Annotated in this window: 18 protein-coding genes; 12 read left to right on the top strand and 6 right to left on the bottom strand. The window is 32.7% G+C overall.

From position 1 onward, the window contains the following. Positions 1 to 7 precede the first annotated feature (7 nt). Positions 8 to 1,141, bottom strand: a complete 1,134-nt coding sequence (locus FN795_RS21000; RefSeq protein WP_142452449.1) for an ABC transporter substrate-binding protein — start codon at positions 1,139 to 1,141, stop codon at positions 8 to 10. A gap of 54 nt (positions 1,142 to 1,195) precedes the next feature. Next, the gene (locus tag FN795_RS21005; RefSeq protein WP_142452450.1) at positions 1,196 to 1,789 is read right to left on the bottom strand and encodes a phage tail protein; all 594 of its coding nucleotides are present in this window, start codon (positions 1,787 to 1,789) and stop codon (positions 1,196 to 1,198) included. A gap of 480 nt (positions 1,790 to 2,269) precedes the next feature. Here FN795_RS21005 and FN795_RS21010 point away from each other — a divergent pair, with 480 nt between their 5' ends. The 3 genes from FN795_RS21010 (at position 2,270) to FN795_RS21020 (ending at position 5,075) form a co-directional block, all read left to right on the top strand. Continuing rightward, entirely contained in the window at positions 2,270 to 2,734 is a 465-nt protein-coding gene (locus FN795_RS21010) for a hypothetical protein (protein ID WP_142452451.1), read from the top strand. 602 nt (positions 2,735 to 3,336) lie between these two features. Further along, positions 3,337 to 3,714, top strand: a complete 378-nt coding sequence (locus FN795_RS21015) for a hypothetical protein (protein ID WP_142452452.1) — start codon at positions 3,337 to 3,339, stop codon at positions 3,712 to 3,714. Positions 3,715 to 3,794: 80 nt separating this feature from the next. Next, positions 3,795 to 5,075 carry a hypothetical protein gene (locus FN795_RS21020; RefSeq protein ID WP_142452453.1) on the top strand — a complete coding sequence of 427 codons (1,281 nt, stop codon included), beginning with the start codon at positions 3,795 to 3,797 and terminating at the stop codon, positions 5,073 to 5,075. A 168-nt stretch (positions 5,076 to 5,243) separates the two neighbouring features. Here FN795_RS21020 and FN795_RS21025 read toward each other — a convergent pair whose 3' ends face one another. From FN795_RS21025 to FN795_RS21035, 3 genes are all read right to left on the bottom strand, one after another. Beyond that, positions 5,244 to 6,320, bottom strand: coding sequence for a Ppx/GppA phosphatase family protein (locus FN795_RS21025; protein WP_142452454.1), 1,077 nt, complete (start codon positions 6,318 to 6,320; stop codon positions 5,244 to 5,246). Between the two features lie 91 nt (positions 6,321 to 6,411). Beyond that, on the bottom strand, positions 6,412 to 7,683 hold the full coding sequence (locus FN795_RS21030; protein WP_142452455.1) for an MFS transporter: 1,272 nt from the start codon (positions 7,681 to 7,683) through the stop codon (positions 6,412 to 6,414). Between the two features lie 272 nt (positions 7,684 to 7,955). Further along, positions 7,956 to 8,942, bottom strand: a complete 987-nt coding sequence (locus tag FN795_RS21035) for a BstXI family restriction endonuclease (RefSeq protein ID WP_142452456.1) — start codon at positions 8,940 to 8,942, stop codon at positions 7,956 to 7,958. 756 nt (positions 8,943 to 9,698) lie between these two features. Here FN795_RS21035 and FN795_RS21040 point away from each other — a divergent pair. Then, positions 9,699 to 10,601: an AraC family transcriptional regulator gene (locus tag FN795_RS21040; RefSeq protein WP_142452457.1), complete on the top strand. Its 903-nt coding sequence runs from the start codon at positions 9,699 to 9,701 to the stop codon at positions 10,599 to 10,601. Between the two features lie 78 nt (positions 10,602 to 10,679). Here FN795_RS21040 and FN795_RS21045 read toward each other — a convergent pair whose 3' ends face one another. Further along, entirely contained in the window at positions 10,680 to 11,702 is a 1,023-nt protein-coding gene (locus tag FN795_RS21045; protein WP_142452458.1) for an LLM class flavin-dependent oxidoreductase, read from the bottom strand. 502 nt (positions 11,703 to 12,204) lie between these two features. Here FN795_RS21045 and FN795_RS21050 point away from each other — a divergent pair. From FN795_RS21050 to FN795_RS21085, 8 genes are all read left to right on the top strand, one after another. Beyond that, on the top strand, positions 12,205 to 14,346 hold the full coding sequence (locus FN795_RS21050) for a catalase (RefSeq protein ID WP_142452459.1): 2,142 nt from the start codon (positions 12,205 to 12,207) through the stop codon (positions 14,344 to 14,346). A 17-nt stretch (positions 14,347 to 14,363) separates the two neighbouring features. After that, positions 14,364 to 14,930 (top strand): ferritin-like domain-containing protein, encoded by a 567-nt coding sequence (locus FN795_RS21055; protein ID WP_142452460.1) that lies wholly within the window; start codon positions 14,364 to 14,366, stop codon positions 14,928 to 14,930. A gap of 237 nt (positions 14,931 to 15,167) precedes the next feature. Continuing rightward, a complete protein-coding gene (locus FN795_RS21060) occupies positions 15,168 to 16,751 on the top strand; it encodes a sensor histidine kinase (protein ID WP_167498115.1) in 1,584 nt (527 codons plus the stop codon). A gap of 14 nt (positions 16,752 to 16,765) precedes the next feature. Beyond that, on the top strand, positions 16,766 to 18,715 hold the full coding sequence (locus FN795_RS21065; protein WP_142452462.1) for a sigma 54-interacting response regulator: 1,950 nt from the start codon (positions 16,766 to 16,768) through the stop codon (positions 18,713 to 18,715). A gap of 223 nt (positions 18,716 to 18,938) precedes the next feature. Further along, complete coding sequence (locus tag FN795_RS21070) at positions 18,939 to 19,727, top strand: alpha/beta hydrolase (RefSeq protein ID WP_142452463.1); 789 nt, start codon at positions 18,939 to 18,941, stop codon at positions 19,725 to 19,727. Positions 19,728 to 19,778: 51 nt separating this feature from the next. Then, entirely contained in the window at positions 19,779 to 20,792 is a 1,014-nt protein-coding gene (locus tag FN795_RS21075) for an alpha/beta fold hydrolase (RefSeq protein ID WP_142452464.1), read from the top strand. Positions 20,793 to 20,800: 8 nt separating this feature from the next. Further along, on the top strand, positions 20,801 to 22,564 hold the full coding sequence (locus FN795_RS21080; RefSeq protein ID WP_142452465.1) for an amidohydrolase: 1,764 nt from the start codon (positions 20,801 to 20,803) through the stop codon (positions 22,562 to 22,564). A 172-nt stretch (positions 22,565 to 22,736) separates the two neighbouring features. Beyond that, a complete protein-coding gene (locus tag FN795_RS21085) occupies positions 22,737 to 23,747 on the top strand; it encodes an MBL fold metallo-hydrolase (RefSeq protein WP_142452466.1) in 1,011 nt (336 codons plus the stop codon). Position 23,748: the final 1 nt, after the last annotated feature.

The raw sequence follows: 23,748 nt of genomic DNA on the forward strand, positions 1-23,748 counted from the left end.
ATTTAGTTTAATGACACAGATAAGCATTCTGCCAACCGCCTAATTTTTCAGGTCTTGTAGTTGAGGTAAAAGCCTTAATAAAATGTCCGTCATTTATCAATGTTTCAATTTTTTTAAAGCTTATATTATCAGGAGAATCTAGATTTATTTCATAGATATGATGATTAAATATTGTTCTGTTTGTTTCCTTGTCAAAGCGAATTGTTCCTCTAGGTCCGGCAATATTTAATTCCGTAATGGCATCAATTAAAGAGTTTTTAGTAAAATTACTTGCATTATGAAGTATGCTCTTTAATATCAGTCCGTTTTCATATCCTAGAATTGAAAAAACAGATGGATTCTCTGAATAAGTATTGAAATATTCGTTAGTAAAATCTAATGTTTCAGTATCATTTTGCATCCATGAACTGACTACATAAAGATTATAAGGATTGCTTTTATATTCTTCCAGAATTTTATCATTAATAAAAAACGGAGTAACATAAAAAGGATATTTTTGAGTAATTTTATTTTGAGTCATAAAATTGGCATTCTCCTCGGCATATAAGCCACTGTAAAATGCAAAAACAGCATCGGGTTGGTGATTGCTAATAGTATAATCCATATATAAAGCTTCATTTTCTCTTGGCAAAAAAGGAGTTATATAATGCCCTGAAAAAGCAGTATTTTCTGTTAATGCTTGTTCAATAGCTGTAAGCATACCATAACCGGAATCATAAAAAGAAGTTGAAGTAACAATTTTTTGATAATTCTTGTTTGAAAAATAGATACCTAAATGAAAGCACGATTCACTTAGCCCAAATGAATTAATATATACTCCCTTTTGAGCTTTGGCTTCATAAGGTACAGTTGCCCCAAGATCTGCTGCTAATAATAGAATATCATTTTTTGACGCATAATTATATACTTCTGTTATATTATAGTGTCCAAAAAAGCCAATAATAATTGATATATCTTCCTGAAAATTCATTTTTTGAATTTTCTCAATTATCATATTCTCATCTGCACCAATACCAATGCTTTCAACGAAAAACTTTACATTAAGAGCATTAAGTTTTAATCCTCTCATAAAATCTTTATCTAAACCGGGATACTGTTGCGACTTTGGAATTAAAATTCCTATTTTGATTTCGTTATCCATAAAATAAGATTAAAAAACAGAGGCAAATATTTCACCTCTGTTTTATACTTAATATTAGCTACGTGGAGGAAAAACTCCTTCCATAGCAATACAAAAATTAGTACCCAAATATGGATTTCTAAGTCCAAACGGCTGACTGCCTCCAGCTATAGATGTAGAACCAGCTATACTAGAAGTGATACCTCCAACCTTAACTGTAGTTCCAGTTGGTTCACAATAAATATTTGGTGTAGCACCAGCTGCCCCTAAATAATTAGAACCACTATCTGTTTCATTAGAATTTGTTCCACCACTATAAGCAAGTGCGCTCGTAGCTAAATTTACCTGATTAGCACCAGTTCCAGCATTGATTTGGTGATTGTGCATCGGCATGTTGTTGATTGTTAACGTAACACTTTCCGTTCCGCTAACTTCTCCCAATGTAATAGGACTTAAACCAGGTCCTTGACCAACACCTACCATGCTGCGGCCTCTTAAATCTGGTAAAGCAAATGTAGTTTGTCCATTTCCACCATAAGTAGTTCCTAGTAATGAAAAAAGCGCAGTATTTTGAGCTATAGATATTAATTGTCCAGCGCATGGTGCCCAGCCTCTTGGTGCAAAATTAAAACCAAAAGCCATAATTGATCCTAAAAAAATGTCATTCATAATTTTTTAATTAATTGGTTAATATTTGTTTTTTGATTTGTAAATAATTTGTCAGATAAAAAAGTAGTTCTGACAGTTTTTTATTACATCGCTAAATTAATTTATATAAAGAGTTTTAAAACAGGTGTTTATACCTGTTTTTGTATAGAGTGCAGACATAAACATTTGAACAATAATGTTTTGAAAATTATACTTATCTTAAATTGATTGTGAAAGATCTAAAAAAAGATACAGAAACACTGGGAATTTGGTAGCAAAACACAAATACAAACTAATCTTAGTGCAAAATGAAAAAGGGATTACAATATTTGTTATGAGTTTCCATATTTATACACGTTCAATTTTTTGTATCGCTCCAATTTTATCATTTAATAGCTATAAATTCTGATTTAAATCTTATAAAATCTAAACCACTATTTTATAATCTAAATTCTTTAAGGAAATCTAAATTTGAGATAATCAACTTAAAAAAAATAGGCTATGAAAAATCTTGGATTTTTTTTAATACCAATTTTCTTTTATTCCTGTCAACAAAAGGGAATTAGAAATGATTCAGTTCATACTCGAGATACAATTGTCAGTCAAAAAGAAAGAGAAGAAAACAAACAAATAGATGATACTATTTTTATGAATTTTAAAGATGCCAAAGGTTTATATTTAGCCGAAGGTCAATTAGATTCAATTCACCCCCGTGTATTTATTAAATTCAAAAATGAAAATCTGGGTGAATTAAACGGAAAAATTATTTTGGCAACAGATAATGGAAACATCCGTTTTAACCAAATTATTTTTCCAGATAACTCTTCAGACGGCCCTTTTGGAAAAGACTTGCAAATACAACTCACTCAAAAAGGAAATCACATTATTATAGTTGGACATTCACAAATGGCAGATAATCCATATTGGGGTAAATTTAAAGTACAACTTGAGAATTCAAAAGAATAAATATATCCATCAAATTAATTATATACCAATAAGATTTTGATACCTAAATTTTAGTTTTTTTTCTTCAAATTTCAAAAAATAGATAAAACCAAGAGTAATCCACTATTTTACCTTACGTAAAAATACTTGGTTTATTAAGCTTATTTTTAATTTTTCCTACAATTTTAATTCTCAAAAAAGTTTTTTTATAATTCCAACACCACGTAAAGGCTAAAATTATAAGCTTAAAACTATAATCACCACAAAAACAAAACCTTACAAAAAACAAGAAAAACAAAATCAAAATTCTTCCACCATCATATGGTAAAAAACAAAAAACACAAACATTTCATTTACAAGTAATTAGATCAAAAACAACGAAAATTTTAATATTTTAAAAAACAACCACTAAATGGTGATAAAAAAATAAAACATAAACACCTCATTGTCAGTATTTTTTTAGAAAACATTCCAAGAAAAAGTTATAACTCCAAAAAAAAGTAAGAAAAAAGAAGAAATCAATTTATAGAAAATTGATAGCTGGATATTTTTAAAAATATATTTGTAAAGTCGACAACAGCTAAAGATAAAAACAAATATTAACCAATTAAATACACCCAATTATGTCAGATTTTTTAAAACAATTCGGAGATGATCTAGAAAAAAATGTACCAGGATTTATCGCAGTTTCAATTGCAGAAATTCAAACAGGAATGTCTTACTTTTCACTTTCAGTAGTTCCAGAATTTGATCCAGAATTAGCATCTGCTTTTAACCTTGAAGTTGTAAAAGCAAAAATGAACGCTGTAAGTGCTTTAGGACTTAAAAATCAGATTGTTTCAGACATCATGATTACGTTAACCTCCCAAATTCATATTATTGATGTTTCTGAGAACAACTTATATATGATCTATCTCGCAGTTGACTCTACTAAAGCGAACTTAGGGATGACAAAAGCAATTCTTAACAAATACAAAAAAGAGATTGCTTCTAAATTATAATGATTTGAAATTGTGAAATGGCCGACTTTTTTTAAAGTTGGCCTTTTTAAAATATTAATTAATTTAAAAAGTGAGACGTTATGAAGAATAAATTAATATTGCTTGTATTTTTTACTTTCACAATCCTAATTAATGCACAAAATACTAAAGGCATTAGTGGCGATGCCAATTGGTTGAATATGTGGACAAATTTTAATCCTAAAACGACCAATTATAATGAAGCCTCTATAATACTAAATGGTACTATTAGTGCAAATATGACATTAAAAAAAGAAAATGTTTATGTATTAGTCGGTACTGTTTATGTTGCCCCAAATGTAACTTTGACAATTCAGCCTGGTACGCTCATAAGATGTGATACTGATACTTTGACCACATTAGTAATTACAAAAGGCGCCAAAATTATTGCTGAAGGTACTGAGACCGATCCTATTGTTTTTACTTCAAATAAAAACTCTGGAGACAGAAATGCTGGGGACTGGGGAGGCATAATTCTTTTAGGAGATGCACCAATAAACAAAACAGGAGGAGTTGGTATTTTAGAATTTGATCTTGACCCACAAAAAGCACAATATGGTGGTGATAATAAAGAATGTGATTCTGGAATTTTAAAATATGTCAGGATTGAGTTTTCTGGAAAAAGAACACCTGCTAATAAACCTATCAATGGGCTATCATTAGCTGGCGTTGGAAGCAAAACAAAATTAGAATATATTCAGATTACTTCATGTGATGACGATTCGTTTCAATTCTATGGAGGATATGTAAATGCCAACAATTTAGTATCTGTGCGATCTGCAGATGATGATTTTGATTTTACACAAGGTGTCCAATGCAATCTCTCTAACAGTATTGCTATTAGAAGTCCGTTCCTGTCCGACAGTTACGGATCTCGTTGTTTTGAGATGGAAACAGTTGACACCAGAAAAGGAGAAGTTTTAGACAGCAAAAAAGAAATGACCCGAGTAAATGCAACAAATATCACAATGATGCACACAGAAGATATTGGCACTGAAACTGAAGGACTTAAACACGAAGCAATATTAATCAGAGAAAATACTTTTTTAACATTGACCAATTCTGTAATATCAGGATTTAGCCACCTCATTATATTTTCAGATACTGTGACAATTTCCGATGAATTCTTAGGAAAAATAATTTTAAAAGATCTGCTTATTAATGATACCAAGATTATTGGAACAACGCAAAATACTGCTACCAATGCCTTCATTAGTAATTGGTATCAAGGAAAAGAATTCGGAATCGATTTTATAAAACTCAAAAACGATGAATTATTTGCCAGTTCATCCATGAGAAAAAAGCCTGATTTTAGAATTAAAAGCCAAAACTTAACTAATTAAAATCAATAAAAAAGCCAGTAATCTAAACGATTACTGGCTTTTTTATATCATTTCACTTTCTCTTTACATATTTATAAAACTACTATTTGGAATTTGATTTATAAATAACTAAGCTTCAAAATCCCTTGTTTTCAACCTATATAAAGAATTATAATTTAAAAGTCATCCTTAGCGAATATTTTTTGCTCTTTTTGCCGAATCAGCGATATAAGAAAGCAACCATGCCATTTGTCCCTGTTTCGTAAAATAGATTTTTTTAGATTTGACATCTGGAATTTTCTCTAATACAGTCAGCAATATTGAATTTGCTGCAATTAAGTATTTTTGAGAATACGTTTTTAATACTTTCTCAACATCCTTATTTTGCGAAGCTAATGCTTCAAATTTTGCGTAATCTGTTTTTATCATATTGTTGTAATCTGCAACTTCCTTAATTTCAAACGGACTAAAATTTTCTGTTGCTCCTTTTCCCTTATACAGCGTATAGAATGCCCAAACTGCGCCTCCGGACATGTATACATTTTTTTTGTTATTGATTTTAGGACTTTGCTGATATAAATGATCTGTCTGTTCTTTTAATTCAGGCAACGCATTAACTAGTAGCTCATTAAATTCATCAACCGAATTGGTTTTGGCATTTTTATTTATTTTCTCCGTAAAAGTTACTGTGCCTAAATCTAAAGTTACAGGATAAAACACTAAAATATCATCCTCATTAAATTCTTCTACATATCCGCCCTTAGTATTCCCTCCTCCAATATCCAGAATTAAAGAATCCGAATACTCTTTTGGCGGAATGCATCCTTTTAGCAATAATTTTGCTTCCGTATCAGAAGTAATTATGGCTACATTAATATTTGTAAAAACATATAGTTTTTGAAGCAATACGTCTACATTTTTGGCCATTCCTACACCAGAAGATACAACTATAAATATGTTTTTTTCCTCAATTTTGAATTCCTTTAGTAGTTTGGTGTAATTTTTCACTGTCACATTAAAGGCCGTTTCAATATCATTTTCTGCTAATTTTCCGTCTATGGAAATCCCTTTCGCGATAGCAATATTTTCTGTCCAAAAATCAACTACTTCGTACTTTCCTTTTTTAATGTTTTGGACATTTATTACCGACATTTTTATTCCCTTGCTTCCTATTTCAATTCCTGCATAAAGTTCTTGAGAAATCAAGTTCGAAGGAATCAAAAAAATAAAAATAATTATGGCTATGAATGCAATATTTTTTTTCATCTTAATTGAGTGTTTTTTAATAATAGGAGAAGCTCATTTTTATTCAAACATTGAAAAGGAAATAATAGGTTCATTTTCAAATCAAAGCCAGTTATAGCTTCTTGTTTTTATCAACAAAAATGGATTGCACTATTTTTATTTTAGTTTCTATTGTTTCTTTTTCAACCGTTTTTACCAGCCAATAACAAAGCGAAATAGCAAATAAACCGATTAAACTCATAAAAATGAAATCTGCTCTGTAGCTTGCGTAGGCTACAATTTCCATACCTGTCTTAGCGCTTAAAATATGAGCAAGACTAAAACTCATTGTAAAAACAGACATATACCTGCCCTCTTGATTATTGTGTGATCTCGTCATAGCAAATGAATTTGCAAAAGGAAAAGTCAACATTACCCCAAGTGTCATAAAAAACATCATTACATACAATATTCCGTACCATTTGTCATTCGTTAATAAAAGAATATAGCTAAGAACCATAAAACCCAAACCTACCATGATGACATTCAACTTATTAATTCTGTTTCTTTCTACATAATTAACAATCGGCAATTCAAACAATAATGTCAATATTCCGCTAAAACTTAAAATCAAACCGCTGTTTACTTCTGATAAATTAAATTGTTCTCTGTGATACAGGGTCAATGTAGTAAATACCTGAAAATACATAATTCCTGTTATCAGCGAAATGAACATATGCGTTAAAAAAGCTCTATCTTTTAATATCGCATATTTGTCTACTCCAATATTGTTTTTTTTGAGTTTAAAAGGCAGTTTTCTTTCTTTAACTAAAAGAACAAAAACTAAAACCGCAAGTATACAAGTAGCCGAATCTACATAAAACAGATATTTATAACCTATCAACATAATTATAACACCGCCTAAAGGAGGACCAAATAAAAAGCCCAAACTTGTTGCTGATCTTACCAAAGCCAATGCTCTGGTTTTATTTTCTTTACGAGTATATGTATTTAAGGACACCAGCATTGCAGGCCTGAACATATCTGCTATAGTTGTTAAAAGTAGAATTGAAAAACAAAATCCTTCAAATGAAGTTATATACTGCAACATAAAAAAGATGATACCGCTTCCAAAAAGGCTGCCTATCATTACTTTATAAAATCCGATTTTATCAGACAAAACGCCGCTTAGCCAGGTTCCAATAAAAGAACCCACACCAAAACAAACCATAACCCATCCGATCTGATTATATTCAAAATGCAGATTCTCTCGCATATATTTTGAGAGAAACGGAATTACCATTGTTCCGGTTCTGTTTATAAAGGTTATTAATGTCAAAATCCAAATTTCCTTTGGAAAACCACTATAATTTTCGATGTATTTTTTTCTTAAGTCGCTGATCATTTCTTTATTTTTTTTGATGATTTTTTATTTTTTTTGATACCACTTTTAAATAAATCCAAAGAGAAACTTTGTAAATCACTAATCAAGATTTATATTTTTTTGTCTTTAGACAGAAAAATATAAACCGCAATTACTGCAAACGAGTATACCTTGCATTTTGACAAATTGCCGTTCTTTCTTTTAAATAGTGGATTTATGATTTTATAGATTTATGTTGTTTTTAGGGTATATATATTTTCAATGAAAATATATCTCAACATATTTCTATACTCTTAATTGGATGAATCTTTATTGAAAATAATGGTATTTACCACCACTTCTTTCATCCATTTAATAGTTTCAATTACCCCAGTTTCCTTACAAATCATGTTGCAGCTTTGATGTCCCCAAGCCAAATTATACGGTGAATGATTGAATTCTCCCGTTTTCAACTGATTAATGTAAAAAAGGTTGATCTGACTAACTTCCTTATCGATATCTGATGATTTCTCAGCAGATTCAAAGAAATTGATCATAAAAGCCCCTGCACTTAATTTTTTTAAGCAAAGAGGGCAAATAGTGTTTTTCACATTATCAATAATTCGCGTCTTGTAAAGTCGGTCGGTATTAGATAGTTTTTGATTATTACAGGCTGTAATTATAGCTGCCCTTCGATTTTCGATATCACTTTCCGTCATGCCAGCGTTGAGCGCCACTTCATCGGAATCGTAGCAGAGCCAGAATAAATATTCTAATTGCAAATGACAGGATTTGATTGTTGAAAGTGGAGCATATTCTGCAACTCTAATTCCGGCACCTTTGCAGTTACTGGTATTAAAACCGAGAATAATTTTCTCCTCGCCTTTTATTCCTGATGATACTATTCTTGCTACAAAATGACCATCAATAGGAACTGCCCTTTTCTCAGCTACAGAGAGCTTATTTTTATAAGGATTAAAATTATTCCATTGAGATCTTGTCTCATAAAATAAAATAGTATTAACACCAAGTTTTAGTTTCTTGGCTTTCATTGTAATTAATGCATCCGGATTTGAGTAGTAATCTTCAGGACTCATAACCACAATAAATCCGCTTTCAAATTTTTGAGAAGTTAAAACGGAAATGTCGAATAAATCAATTGATTCAAAAGGAATCAAAACAGTGCCATTTCTATTGGCTCTATTTTGAAAAATCACATCATCATTCGCGCTTCTTGTTTGTCCGGTTTTGTAAATTTTACTTTGCAGTAAAGGAGGTAGTTTGGGTAGTCTTTTTGCCATAGGTTAAGTTAGTTGTGTGTTAGTTTTATTTTAGATTTGGCAGCATTATCTTCTTTACATTCTTTAATTTAACTTTAAAAATTCATAGTAAAATGTCGAGCTTTTTTTTGATTAACTTTTAGGTATTATTTTTTCATTCAGGGTTCTTTTTAAATATTTGACAATATATTTTTGTAATTTTATAAAAAACTAAATATCAATAATTTAACATAAAGTTATTTTTTAAAAAGTAATAAATTTCAAGCAAACACTTAAAACTTAATCTTTTTTTCAAACTTAAACATTTGTTAAATATAAACAAATCTATTTTATTCGCGTCTGAAAATAAATGGACTATTTTATTATTATGATGGACAATCTTACTATTATCTCATTTGCTTATTTTAAGAAAATACTTTTATATACCTATAAAATTACTAGGAAGAGTTTAAGAAATTACCGTAATGGATTATCTTATTATTACGTTATTAAAGGAAAAAATAACCTAATATTTTTCATACAAAAAATTATTACTTAAAATGTTAAAATATAAAAGCCTTTTAAATTCTTAAATCAATCATCAAAAACACAATGTAAGAACTTAACTTACAACACTATAAAACCTAAACTAGATTAAAAACATTTACGCCTTAAGAAATAACTAAGACGATTAAAATTATAATTTACAGCTCATTCAAAAATCATTTTAAAATTAAAACAGAAGAAAATAAAATCGTATTTTAGCAATAAATGCTTTTTTGTTCATATTAAATTATCATGGAAAGTTTTAAACAACACGATGAATTTCGGACGGAAAAATTAATATCGTTGCCCAATAATGTTTGGCAAAAAGCAATCGAAGAAAATCCTGTATTAGGTAATTTGTATATTACTCATATTGGATATTTCCCTAACGCAACTTATTATTACAGGGAGCGAAAAAAAGGATGCACAGATAATATTCTAATTTACTGTGTACGTGGAAAAGGATGGCATATTGTAAATGGCATTCGTTTTGAAATTCGGCCAAATCAATTTTTTATAATTCCCGCAACAAATCAACATATAATTTATGGAGCCGATGAAGATGATCCCTGGACAATATATTGGGTTCATTTTAGCAGTCGTAAAATAGACATTTTTAATAAAAGCTTCAATATTGGCTTATTCGACGGTCCCCGACAAATCGCTTATAATGAAAAAGGAATAGAATTATGGAATATTATGTACCATAGCCTTGAAATGGGTTATGGAAAAGAAAATATTACCAAGGCAAATTTATGCTTATATCATTTTCTTTCTTCTTTTTTATATCCTGATGTCAACGTCAATGAAAAAAAACAGGACGAAAAAGACTCGATAAGCAACACTATTACCTACATGAGAAATAATCTAGGCGGAAAAATCACTTTAGAAGATTTGGCTTTAATAAACAATTTATCGCCTTCACATTTCTCACTGCTTTTCAAAAAAAGCACCGGAATGGCACCGTTGGATTATTTTATTCACTTGAAATTACAACAAGCCTGTTTGTTACTAATAACCTCCGAAGTTAAAGTAAAAATTATTGCTGCTGATTTGGGATATGATGATCCGTATTATTTTTCTCGTCTATTTAAAAAGCATATGAAAATATCTCCATTGCAATATCGTTTTTCTCCTCAATCAAAGTCGTCATAAAATTTTATAGAGATTTTAAAATGCCCCAAAATAGTATCTAACTTTTTGGGGCATTTTAATAATTATATATTTTAAAAACTATCGCCAGCCCATCTCTGGAGCAATATATTTTAATATCGAAGAGAGTATATGCACATTATAGTCAACACCCAATGTATTTGGAATTGTTAAAAGCAATGTATCAGCTTCCTGAATAGCCTCATCTTGTTTTAACTCTTCAATAAGTTTATCCGGTTCAGCTGCATAACTCTTTCCGAAAATGGCTCGTTTATCACTTTCAATATTTCCAAAACTATCAGAGCCTTTTCCTTGATCGCCAAAGTAATACTTGTCCTGATCTGTGACAAGTGCAAAAATGGAACGGCTGACAGAAACTCTCGCCTCGCGATCATGTCCAGCTTTTTTCCAGGCTTCTTTATAGAGTCTGATTTGTTCTGCCTGTTGGATATGAAAAGGCTTCCCGTTTTCATCATATTTAAGCGTAGAACTTTGCAGATGCATTCCGTTTTCAGCTGCCCAGACAGCAGTAGCATTAGATGCTGCTCCCCACCAAATTCTTTCTCGTAATCCTTCAGAATACGGTTCCAGGCGCAACAAACCAGGCGGATTTGGAAACATCGGATACGGATTTGGCTCTGCAAATCCCTCACCATTTAGTTTCTCTAAAAATTCTAAAGCTTTTTTGCGTCCCATATCGGCATCTGTTTCACCTTGTTCGGGTTCATATCCGAAAGAGCGCCAACCATCAATAACCTGTTCTGGTGATCCTCTGCTTATTCCTAATTGTAAACGTCCCTCTGAAATTAAATCAGCAGCACTGGCATCTTCAACCATATATAATGGGTTCTCATATCGCATATCGATAACTCCTGTCCCAATCTCAATTTTGCTTGTTTTAGCACCGATGGCAGAAAGTAAAGGAAATGGTGAAGCCAACTGTCGTGCAAAATGATGCACACGGAAATAAGCGCCATCCAAACCAATTTCTTCTGCCGCAACGGCTAAATCAATGGATTGAAGCAATGTATCGCTTGCTGTACGAGCTTTATAAGAAGGATGATTTGCCCAATGCCCAAAAGATAAAAATCCAATTTTCTTCATTGATAGCAATATTAATATTATACTCCCAAATATAAGCATCATTATTGAAGGAATCTAGAATCCTTGCGGAGAAAGTGCTTAACTTCCTTGTTTTTTGATTGAAAAAATTTCTTAGTATTAATATAAAAACAATTCTATATAAATTATAAAATCAGATTTTTAACTTGAGGGATACTTTTCATATTTCTCCAACTGACTTCACAAAGCCCTAGCAGAAAATCAAAAAAGCACCTCGAACAAAATCTATGCGCTTTTAATTTTTATTTCTTTTTCATTATTTAACTGATCTTCAAAATCATTCTTCCACGAAATAACTACCTTATTTACAAAACAATTAAATGGTAATCCTATAAAACAACACTATTAAACCTATAAATATTTTAAGTATTCTCTTACTAGCTTTGAAATGACTTCATAATAAGGTAACCACCATTTACAGCTTATCAAAAAAGTCAGTTTCTTCAAGTTGCTGCATTCAGGAATTAACCTAAAAAATATATTTATGAAAAATTTTCAAGACGATAAACAACGTGATTTATCCACAAACAAATCAGACGGAACAAACAAATTTTTAACCACTGATCAGGGCGTTAAAATCAATGATGATAACAATTCGCTCAAAAGTGGCGAAAGAGGGCCTTCATTACTGGAAGACTTTATTTTAAGAGAAAAAATAACGCATTTTGATCATGAAAGAATTCCAGAAAGAATTGTTCATGCACGTGGATCTGGAGCGCATGGTTTTTTTGAAGTTACGAACCCAATTCCAAAACTAACCAAAGCGGGCTTTTTACAGGAAAAAGGTTTAAAAACTCCCGTTTTTGTCCGATTTTCAACCGTTGCAGGATCAAGAGGATCAACAGATTTGGCTAGAGATGCAAGAGGATTTGCCGTTAAATTCTACACTCAGGAAGGAAATTATGATTTAGTTGCCAATAATATTCCCGTATTTTTTATTCAGGACGCCTCAAAATTTCCAGATCTTGTTCACGCCGTTAAACCGGAACCGCACAACGAAATGCCTCAAGCTGCGTCGGCACACGATACTTTTTGGGATTTCATTTCGCTAATGCCCGAGTCTATGCACATGATTATGTGGGTAATGTCAGATCGTGCTATTCCGAGAAGCTATAGAATGATGGAAGGATTTGGAGTTCATACTTTCCGATTAGTTAATGCTGAAGAAGAATCAGTTTTTGTAAAATTTCATTGGAAACCTAAACTAGGAACGCATGCCGTTGCTTGGGATGAAGCGCAAAAAATATCAGGAAAAAATGCTGATTTTCACAGAGAAGATTTATGGGAAGCCATAGAAATGGGAAATTTTCCTGAATGGGAATTAGGCGTTCAAATTATTCCATCAGCAGATGAAAATAATTACGAGTTTGATTTGCTTGATCCAACAAAACTTGTTCCGGAAGAAATTGTTCCAGTTACTATTGTCGGGCGAATGGTTCTCAACAAAAACCCTGATAATTTCTTTGCAGAAACCGAACAAATTGCTTTTCATCCCGGACATGTTGTCCCTGGAATTGATTTTACAAATGATCCGTTGCTTCAGGGAAGATTATTCTCCTATACCGATACGCAACTTTCCAGATTAGGAAGTCCAAACTTTCATGAAATTCCAATTAACAGAAGTATTGCACCGGTTCACAACAATCAGCGTGACGGACATATGCGTCAGGAAATTAATAAAGGACGCGTTAGTTATCATCCTAATTCACTTGGCGGAGGCTGTCCGTATCAGGCAAAAATTGCTGAAGGTGGCTTTTCAAGTTTTAATGAACGTATTGACGCGCATAAAATTCGAGAAAGAAGCGAAAGTTTTAATGATCATTTTGGTCAGGCCAAATTATTCTTCAATAGTCAAACCTCCGAAGAGAAAAGCCATATTGTTAGAGCTTTGCGTTTTGAACTTGGAAAAGTACAGACAACGGCTATACGAAACAGAATGCTCGGTTTGTTATCGCAAATTGACCAACAATTAGCCGAAAAAGTAGCGATTGGACTTGGTGCAAAAGTTCCTCCTATTCTTGAAACCCCAATTAACCATGGCGTTTCACCAGAAAATGAAGGAAGAAAACATGAACCACAAACCAGAAACCAAACAATAAAAACATCTGATGCATTGAGCATGATTAATAATCCAACTAATTCACCCACAATTGCTTCACGAAAAGTCGCTATTATTTGTTCTGATGGAGTCTCAGAAACTGCCGTTGCAAATATGAAAAATGCACTCAAAAAAGAAGATGCCAAAGGTTGCGTTATTGCACCGCATTTAGGCTCGATTTCGACCGATTCTAATAGTGAAATTCCGGTAGATTTCAGTCTTCTTACTGTTTCCTCCGTTTTATTTGATGCCGTTTATATTCCCCACGGACTTGATGTAAAGACTCTTTCAGAAAACAAAGATGTTCTTGAATTTTTAAATGATGCTTACAAACATTGTAAAGTAATTGGAGCAGATGGTGATGCTTCAAAAATAGTAAGTTCAGCCACTTTCGTTTCCCAAATTACTGATTATGATCCGGGTATTATAATTTCAAGTGAAATTGCTACCGCAGAATTTGCGCAGGATTTTATAACAGCAATGACCATGCATCGTTTTTGGCAACGAGAAGAAAACTTATACAACTAATCTAAAAAATTTTGAACATGAAAAATCTTGAAAAACCAACTGAAAATAAAGCTCCTAAATCCAAAACCAATAACATAGTTTCACCAGCCGCAGACGCCGCAAAAGACTTAAAAGCATTCTTTATTGATAATCTGAAAGATATTTACTGGGCTGAAAACGCACTTGTAAATGCGCTTCCTAAAATGGCTGAAAATGCAACATCTCCAGTACTTTCAAAAAGTATTTTGGAGCATCATTTGGTCACAAAAAATCAAATAGCAAGGCTTGATGAGGTATTTGAGCTTTTAAAAGAAAAAGCTGAAGGAAAAAAATGTGAAGCTATGGCCGGATTACTTAAAGAAGGTGATAGTATTTTAGTTGAAACAACACCTGGCCCAGTAAGAGATGCAGGAATTATTGCAGCATCACAAAAAATCGAACATTATGAAATTGCTACTTATGGAACTTTGTGCGCCTTTGCAAAAACATTAGGCGAAAATGATGCTGCAAAATTATTGACCCAAACATTGGCAGAAGAAAAAGAAGCCGATTGTTTGTTAAATGATATTGCGTTAAATGCAGTAAACGTAATGGCTGCCGAATAATATCTAAAATAAATGAATCACCATTTATGCTATCAGAAATTATAATAAATGTAGCGAAGCTCAAGTAATTGAGGGAACTGCCGAAGTTCTATTAGAGCATTTAACAAAACAATAGCCAACGAAATATCGTTGGCTATTGTTTTTATGATAATTCAATATTAAGTACATTATTATCAATACCTTCGTATAACCAGTTTAATTCTACGAAAAATGTTCTCTAATCAAACAAAAATAATTTTGTTCCTCCTTGTATTATTTGCAATTGGAGACTTAAATGCCTCGACTTTTTTAAAAGATTTAAAGCAAGTTGAAACGTCTGAAATGATGTTGCTTGTTCCCGAAAATAATATTGATGAAGAACCTGCTTATACAGAACAACAAGTAAAAAAAGCTGAAAAATTATTAAATGGACTTCAGGAAAACATCGATAAAGTCAAAATTTTACTGCAAGTAAGCGATTGGTATGAAGCTTCTTATAACAATCCTAAAACACTAGAAAAAGCATTTTACTATGCCAAAGATGCCCTTAGAATAAGCCAAGCCTTGCATTCTAATATTTATATTGGCAAATGTTATTTGCAACTTTCAATGGTGCATCAGTTGAGAAATAACGATTCGATGATTGAAGTTACCGCCAGAAAAGCAATCGCAGTATTGAGTAAAACAAATCAATTAGATGATTTGGCAGAAGCATGGGTTATGATTTGGTCTGCAAAAATGCGGGCAAGGAAACCAATACCAGAAAGATTAGTTCCAATTTTTAAAGCTGCAGCGATATTCGAAAAATCCGGAAATAATCAAAGAATTGGTGATTGCTATCGAGAAATTAGTGAACTTTATTTTTCCTACTCGGATTTTAACAAATCGCTAAATTTTCTAAATAAAGCCGTATTTTTTTATAAAGCAGCGCATCTAAAAGAAGACGAAATTTTACCAATTTCTTCCAGACTGAATATTATTTATGAAGCCGATAAAAGAAACCGAGATATCATAAGACTTAAAAACACAACACTTTTACAGCAAAGCAGACTTAAAAATGAGGTGTTTTTGCGTAATTCGATGATAACTTTTGTGGTACTATTACTTATAATTCTTGGATTGCTTTACAAAAGCTATAGGTTCAAGAAAAAAACAAATATAATTCTGGAAACACAACAAGATGAAATAAATAAAAAAAACAATACATTACAAAATCTGGTTGTCGAAAAGGAATGGCTGTTGCGCGAAATTCATCACCGCGTAAAAAACAATCTGCATATGGTTGTTGGTTTATTGGCGAGCCAAGCTGAATTTCTAAAAAATGAAGAAGCGATTCAGGCTATCAACAGTAGTCACAACAGAATTCAGGCCATGTCTTTGATTCATCAAAAATTATATCAGTCGGAAAGTTTATCGATTATTGATATGCCTTCTTATATTTTCGAATTAACAGAATATTTAAAAGATTCTTTCGAAATCAAAAACAACATTCGATTCATTCTTGATATTGATAGTTTCAGTCTGCCTTTGTCGCATTCAATTCCGATTGGACTTATTTTTAATGAAGCAGTTACGAATGCAATTAAATATGCCTTTCCAAATCGTGTAAACAATATTATTACTATTTCGCTTAAAGCAATTGACGATGAAAACTATAAATTAATTGTTCATGACAATGGTATTGGGCTTCCACCCGATTTTGATCCTTACAACAATCCTTCTTTAGGTATAAAATTAATGCATGGGCTATCTGCAGATATCGAAGGAAAGTTTTTAATTACGAACTTAAATGGTACTAAAATATCATTGGAATTTACTTTCAAAGAACATAATCTTCATTAATTTAAATCTATAAAATGACAAAATCATTAAAAATACTTATTGTTGAAGATCAATTTGTAGAAGCAAATCATTTGCGATTGATGCTGAAAAAAGCAGGTCATTCGGTCACTGGAATGGCACGTTCAGTGGCAGATGCCAAATATTATATTGCTCAGGAAAGACCCGAATTGGTTTTATTGGATATTTTTCTATCAGGAAAAGAAACCGGTATTGACCTTGCCGAAATATTAAAAGATGATAATATTCCATTTATTTATCTTTCTGCAAATTCAAATGAACAGGTACTTAATAAAGCAAAATTAACACATCCATATGGTTTTTTGGTAAAGCCTTTTAGAGAACAGGATTTATTGGTTACAATTGAAATTGCCAAATATCATCAGGAACACGGAATTGAATCTTCTATTCGCAGAGAGCTTTTATTTCAGAAACAACTCAAAGCAATTGTCAAAAAAAGCGGCACCTGGGATGACAGAGTCCTTAATATTGTGACTTCTTTACAATCGCTTATTTCATTTGATCTTGTAATGGCTGTTTTTTATGTCGATAGTAAATTATCCAACAGAGTTTTAGGGTACGCACGAACAGGTTTGCACGAATATCAAAAAATTGGAATTGAAGAATTGCAAAACATAACTGCTTTAAAAGAATCTGAAATAAATGACTTAAGAAACAGAAGCCAGGTAGAGACCGTGGCTACTTTTTATAACAATCAGGATTTTATAAAAATATGTGATAAAACGCCGATCAAAAAAATGATTGCGAACTCGATGAATATGAAGTCAAATCTAATGCTGCCAGTTCCTTTGACATTGCATGAAAATGGCGGATTATATTTGTCTTTTTTCAGCAAACAAGCTGATAATTACAACAAAAACCATCTTACATTATGCGACAGACTTCAGGAACCTTTAATTTATGCTATTGAAAATTTAATAAATGCAGACAAAAAATTAGTCCAAAAAACAAACTCAGCTGCAAATACAAATACAGCCAAAAATGCAAAAATATCTGGCTTTGAATCTATTGTGGGTAAAAGTCCGGCTTTATTAAAATTATTTGATCATATTTTACAAGTCGCTCCGGCAGATACAACTGTTTTGATTACCGGAGAAAGCGGAACAGGAAAAGAAAGTATTGCCAACAGTATTCAGCAATTATCGGATAGAAAAAATCAGCCGTTTGTAAAAATTAATTGCTCGGCATTACCTCCTAGTTTAATAGAATCTGAACTATTTGGTCATGAAAAAGGATCTTTTACAGGAGCCACAGAAAAACGAATTGGCAAGTTTGAACAAGCCAACAACGGAACATTATTCTTAGATGAAATTGGAGATATGCCACTTGAAATGCAGGCAAAATTACTTCGCGCCATTCAGGAAAAAGAAATTGAACGTGTTGGCGGAAATGTTCCCATAAAAGTAAACGTTAGAATAATTGCGGCAACAAATTGCAATCTTGAAAAAGAAGTCGCAGACGGTCGCTTCCGACTTGATTTATATTATCGATTAAATGTTTTTCCAATTCAATTGCCACCGCTTAGAGAACGCAAAGAAGATATTGGTCTTCTTGCCCGTCATTTTATTGCTGTATATAGCGTTAAAACAGGAAAAAATGTAACCGAAATAGCTGAAAATGCTTTAAAAAGTCTTTTATCATATCAATGGCCCGGAAATATTCGCGAACTCGAAAATCTTATTGAAAGAAGTATTCTTTTAGCAAAAACAAATACCATTGAACATATTCCGCTTCCTGCTTTTGATGAAATTAAAATAAGCAATTCGGCAAATGAATGGTATTTTAAAACTATTCAGGAAAACGAAAGAGAGCATATTATTAATGTTTTAGAAAAATGCAACGGAAGAATCAGAGGCGCAGGCGGAGCATCTGAAATATTAGGCCTACCTCCTACTACTTTGGCTTCGAGAATGCAGAAGCTGGGTATTAAGAGAAGTCACTTTTAATTATGAATTACGAGTTATAAATGATTTATTTTATCTCGTTCATAATTCATAACTCATAATTCATAACTCAAAAAAACGATATTAAGTTACTTGTTTTCCGTTTTTCAACGATATATAGTTTGGTATAGCTTTCTTAAAAACACTTAAATCACTAATAATCAATCACTTAAATAAAAGGTTCGGTTTTAGTTTATAGTTTGGCATAACATTAAAACAATGTATTATGCTAACTGAAAACCCTACTACAATTCTTTTTATTACGGGCGCTTTTGTCAGTAATAAATGTTGGGATGAGTGGAAAGACTTTTTTGAAAGTAAAGGCTTTAAAACTCTTGCACCGGCGTGGCCCTATAAAGATGCTCCTGCGAGCGTTTTACGCGATCGTCATCCAGATCCTCAAATTGCCGGATTACGATTAACGCATCTTATTGAGCATTTTGAAAATATCGCTAAAAATCTACCTCAAAAACCTATTATAATTGGCCATTCTATTGGCGGACTGGTAGCGCAAATACTTTTACAACGCAACTTAGCATCGGCCGCAGTTGCGATACATTCTGTTCCTCCACAAGGAATTATGACATTTAAATTTTCATTTTTGAAAGCTGGTTGGGGACCTCTTGGTTTTTTCACCTCAACAAAAAAAACTTTCTTAATGAGTTTTCCGCAATGGCAATATGCCTTTACTAACGGAATGCCTGAAGAATGGCAAGATAAAGCCTATTGTGAATCTGTAATTCCGGAATCAAAATTAATTGTTCGTGACACTATAAGCTCAGCTGCAAAAGTAGATTTTAAAGCTCCTCACAAACCATTATTACTAATTGCAGGATCCGCAGATCATACTATTCCCGAATCACTCAATTATTCTAATTATAAAAAATACACTGATAGAGATTCTGTTACAGACTTTAAGGTTTTTCCAGACAGAAACCATTTTGTTCTGAATCAGCCTGGCTGGCAGGAAATTGCAGTTTACATACAAGACTGGATTTCAAAACAACATCCATAAAATTTAAAACCAATTATTTATTAACCAATTATTCCAATAAAATTTAAGATTATGAAAACGAATTTAGTAAACAGCACTTATTTAAACTTCAAAAATAAAACTACCCAGTTTTTACTTTTGGGATTTACACTATTGACTTTAATTTCATGCAACAAAAAAGCAGAAGAAACTCCTGCCGTAGCATCTACACCAACAACAGAAACTCCCGAAGTTGCTCCTGCAAACCCACCATCAAATTTTAAACATGCAACAGCAACTGTAAACGGAATCAAAATTCATTACGTGATTGGCGGACAAGGCGATCCTTTGGTTTTGGTTCACGGTTTTGGGCAAAACTGGTACATGTGGAATCGTTTATTGCCAGAACTTTCTAAACATTTTACTGTAATTGCTCCTGATTTAAGAGGTGTCGGAGAATCTGACAAACCTGAAGGCGGCTATGATAAAAAAACAATGGCATCCGATATTCATGAATTAGTGAATCAGCTTGGCTATAAAAAAATCAATTTGGCTGGACACGACATCGGCCTTATGGTGGCGTATGCTTATGCGGCGCAATATGGCGACAGTGTAAACAAATTGGCTCTGATGGATGCACTTTTGCCTGGTATTGAACCAGTTTGGTCAAATGTAAAAGGATCTGCTTGGTGGTTTGGTTTCTTTGCTTGGCCAGCTTCTGGAGATATTGTTAAAGGAAAAGAAAAAGAATTCTTAACTAATTTCTGGCCAGTTGTAGGACATGTAAAAGATCCGTTTACTGCCGAAGAAACTACAGAATTCATCAGAGCTTATGCCGTTGAAGGTGGCACAACCGCTGCATTTAAATGGTTTGGTGCTTTTGATCAGGACGGAAAAGACAATGTAATTTTCGCAAAGAAAAAATTGAAAATGCCTTTATTAGCAATGGGCGGAGAATATTTCGCAGCAGCTTTCCTTAAAGATCACTCAAAATTGGTTGCAGAAAATGTTACCGAATCTAAAATTGCGGGTTCAGGACATTGGTTAGTTCAGGAAAATACAGCTCAGGTACAAAAAGATTTACTAGCCTTTTTTCTGGCTAAATAATTAAAATCATGAAAAAAATATTTTTAATACTATCGTTTTTTGCGGGCTTGTTATCTCAGGCCCAGCAAAAAGCTGATCTGATTATTTATAATGGAAAAATTGCAACCATGCAGAAACAAAACGAATTTGTTCAGGCAATTGCAATGAAAGATGGAATTATTCTCGACATTGGTACCGAAAAAAACATTCTTTCTTCTTATAAATCCGCAGAAACAAAATTGATTGATGCCAAAGGGAAAACGGTAATTCCTGGTTTAAATGACAGTCACATGCACGTTATTCGTGAAGGTTTAAATTACAATTCTGAATTGCGTTGGGACGGCGTAAAAACCTTAAAACGTGCCATGGAAATGCTAAAAGAACAAGCAGCAAGAACTCCAGACGGCGTTTGGATTAAAGTAATTGGAGGCTGGAACGAATTTCAATTTGAAGAAAAAAGACAACCAACAATTGATGAAATCAACGCTGCAGTTCCCGATAAACCTGTTTTTATAACGTATTTGTATGGAAAAGCTTTTCTAAACAAAAAAGGTATTGAAGTTTTAAAATATACAAAAGACACTAAATACGAAGGAAGCCTTTTAGAACAAGATGCTAATGGCAATTTAACTGGTTTAATGTACGCCAAAGAAACTCCAAAAGCCATTTATACGACTTTGGGTTTAACAACAAAATTAAGTCCGGAAGAGCGCATTAACAGCTCGATTCAATTCAATCACGAATTAAATCGTTTTGGATTGACAAGTGTTATTGATGCAGCCGGCGGAAACCAAAATTTTCCTGCTGATTATGTTACATCTCTTGAATTGGCGAAACAAAATAAACTAAGTCTTCGAATTTCCTATTATCTATTTGCACAGCAAAAAGGGAAAGAATTACAAGATTATGAAAAATGGGTTGCGACGACTCAAATTAATAAAAATGATAATCTGATTGTGGCCAATGGCTATGTTGAAGAAGGTGCTGGAGAAAATATCGTGGCTTCAGCTGCTGATTTTGAAAATTTCTTAGAACCAAGAATTGTTCTATCTGATGAAATGGAAGCCGATTTAGAACCTATTATTCGCTTATTAGCCAAAAACAAATGGCCTTTTCGTTTACATGCCACTTATGGAGAATCAATTGACAGAATGCTGAATGTTTTTGAAAAAGTAAATAAAGAAATCCCGTTTAATGGATTGCGCTGGTTTTTTGATCATGCCGAAACCATTACGCCATCTGAACTCGAACGCGTTAAAAAACTTGGTGGCGGTATTGCAGTACAATTTAGAATGTATTATCAGGGAGAATTATATAATAAATTGTACGGAGCTCCAAAAACACAATTGCCTCCAATTAAAAAAATGCTTGAATTAGGAATTCCTGTCGGAATGGGAACTGATGCAACCCGAATTTCAACTTTCAATCCCTGGATGGCTTTGCATTGGCTTTTGACAGGAAAAACAATTGGCGGAATGCAGTTCTGGCCAAAAGATCAGGTTTTGGATAAATTCACTGCTTTAAAATTATATACTTCTGGAAGTGCTTGGTTCTCTGGCGAAGAGAAAGACAAAGGAAAATTGATAAAAGGAATGTATGCCGATATGGCGATTTTATCTGATGATTATTTCTCAGCAAAAACAGATGACGTTCGAAAAATCGAATCGGTTTTGACGATTGTAAATGGCAAAATTGTTTACGCTTCCGCGGAATATAAAGCCTTGAGTCCAGAGATTCCTGCGGTAATTCCGGATTGGTCTCCTGTGAAATATTTTGGAGGTTATCAGAGATAAAAAATTGACAACAAAAAAGCAATTTGTTTCCCTTTAGCCCTGATCGAAGCGGTATCCTTTGCTTTTTTTCTTTAAAAAAGCAAAGATATAGCGGAGAGCAGGAAACCATGTTTCTTAAAATGCCTTTTGTTTTTGCTTATAAAAAAAAATACTGACCACTAAAAAAATTACCATGAAAAAGATAAATAAATTTTTAATGATACTAGTTATGCTGTTTCTAGTACAGCATACATACGCTCAATTTCCAATGCCACCAGAAGTTCCGATTTGGGATGCTAATAAAGTAACATTGCAATTACATAAAATCTCTGATAATGTCTACGCGGTTTCGCCATCAACAACTGAAACAGAAACTACTAAAGGAATTCCGCAAGCCACTTCTGCGGGATTTATTGTTGGCGATAAAGGCGTTTTACTCATCGAAACGATGTTGAGCAAAAGATTATACGATCAATTATACAAACTGATTCGTTCTGTTACTCCAAAACCTATTATTTATGCAGTAAACACAAGCGATCATGGCGATCATTGTTTTGGAAATTATTTACTTCCAAAGGAAACTATTTTAATCCAAAATGAATTCTGCAAAGAAAACTTAGCTAAGAATTTCGAAGGAATCAAACAATTTATGATTATGCTTTTTGGAAAAGATCGCGGAATCGAACAAAGTGTGTATCGTCCTGCAGATCTTACAATTGCTTTAAATCAAAGTCTGAAACTAGATTTAGGAGGCGGTAAAATTGTAGAAATTATTAATACCGGAACAGCGCAATCTCCTGCCGATTTATTTGTATATTTAAAGGATTCAGACAAGAATGTATTATGGGCAGGAAATCCTTTTATTGCTGAAAGTCCGGCGATTCCTTGGCTTTTTGATGGTTATTTTTTGGAGCCTGTTCGTAATCTTCAAAAAATTTATGATATGATTGGAGACAATGATGTTGTAGTTCCCGGTCACGGCCGAATTACCAATAAAAAAGGAATAAAATATACAATTGATTATGTAAATGCTTTAAAGGAAAATGTGGAAAACGCCGTGAAAAAAGGAGAAACTTTAGATCAAGTAAAAGCGTCGGTAACGATGAAGGAGTTTGATAAAGGTTATGTTCTTTTTAATTGGCTTCATTACAATTTCAATATTCCAAATGCATACAACGACATTAAGAAAAACTTAGGCAAATAGC

Origin of the sequence: Flavobacterium resistens, from assembly GCF_900182645.1 — a bacterium.
Lineage (GTDB): Bacteria > Bacteroidota > Bacteroidia > Flavobacteriales > Flavobacteriaceae > Flavobacterium > Flavobacterium resistens.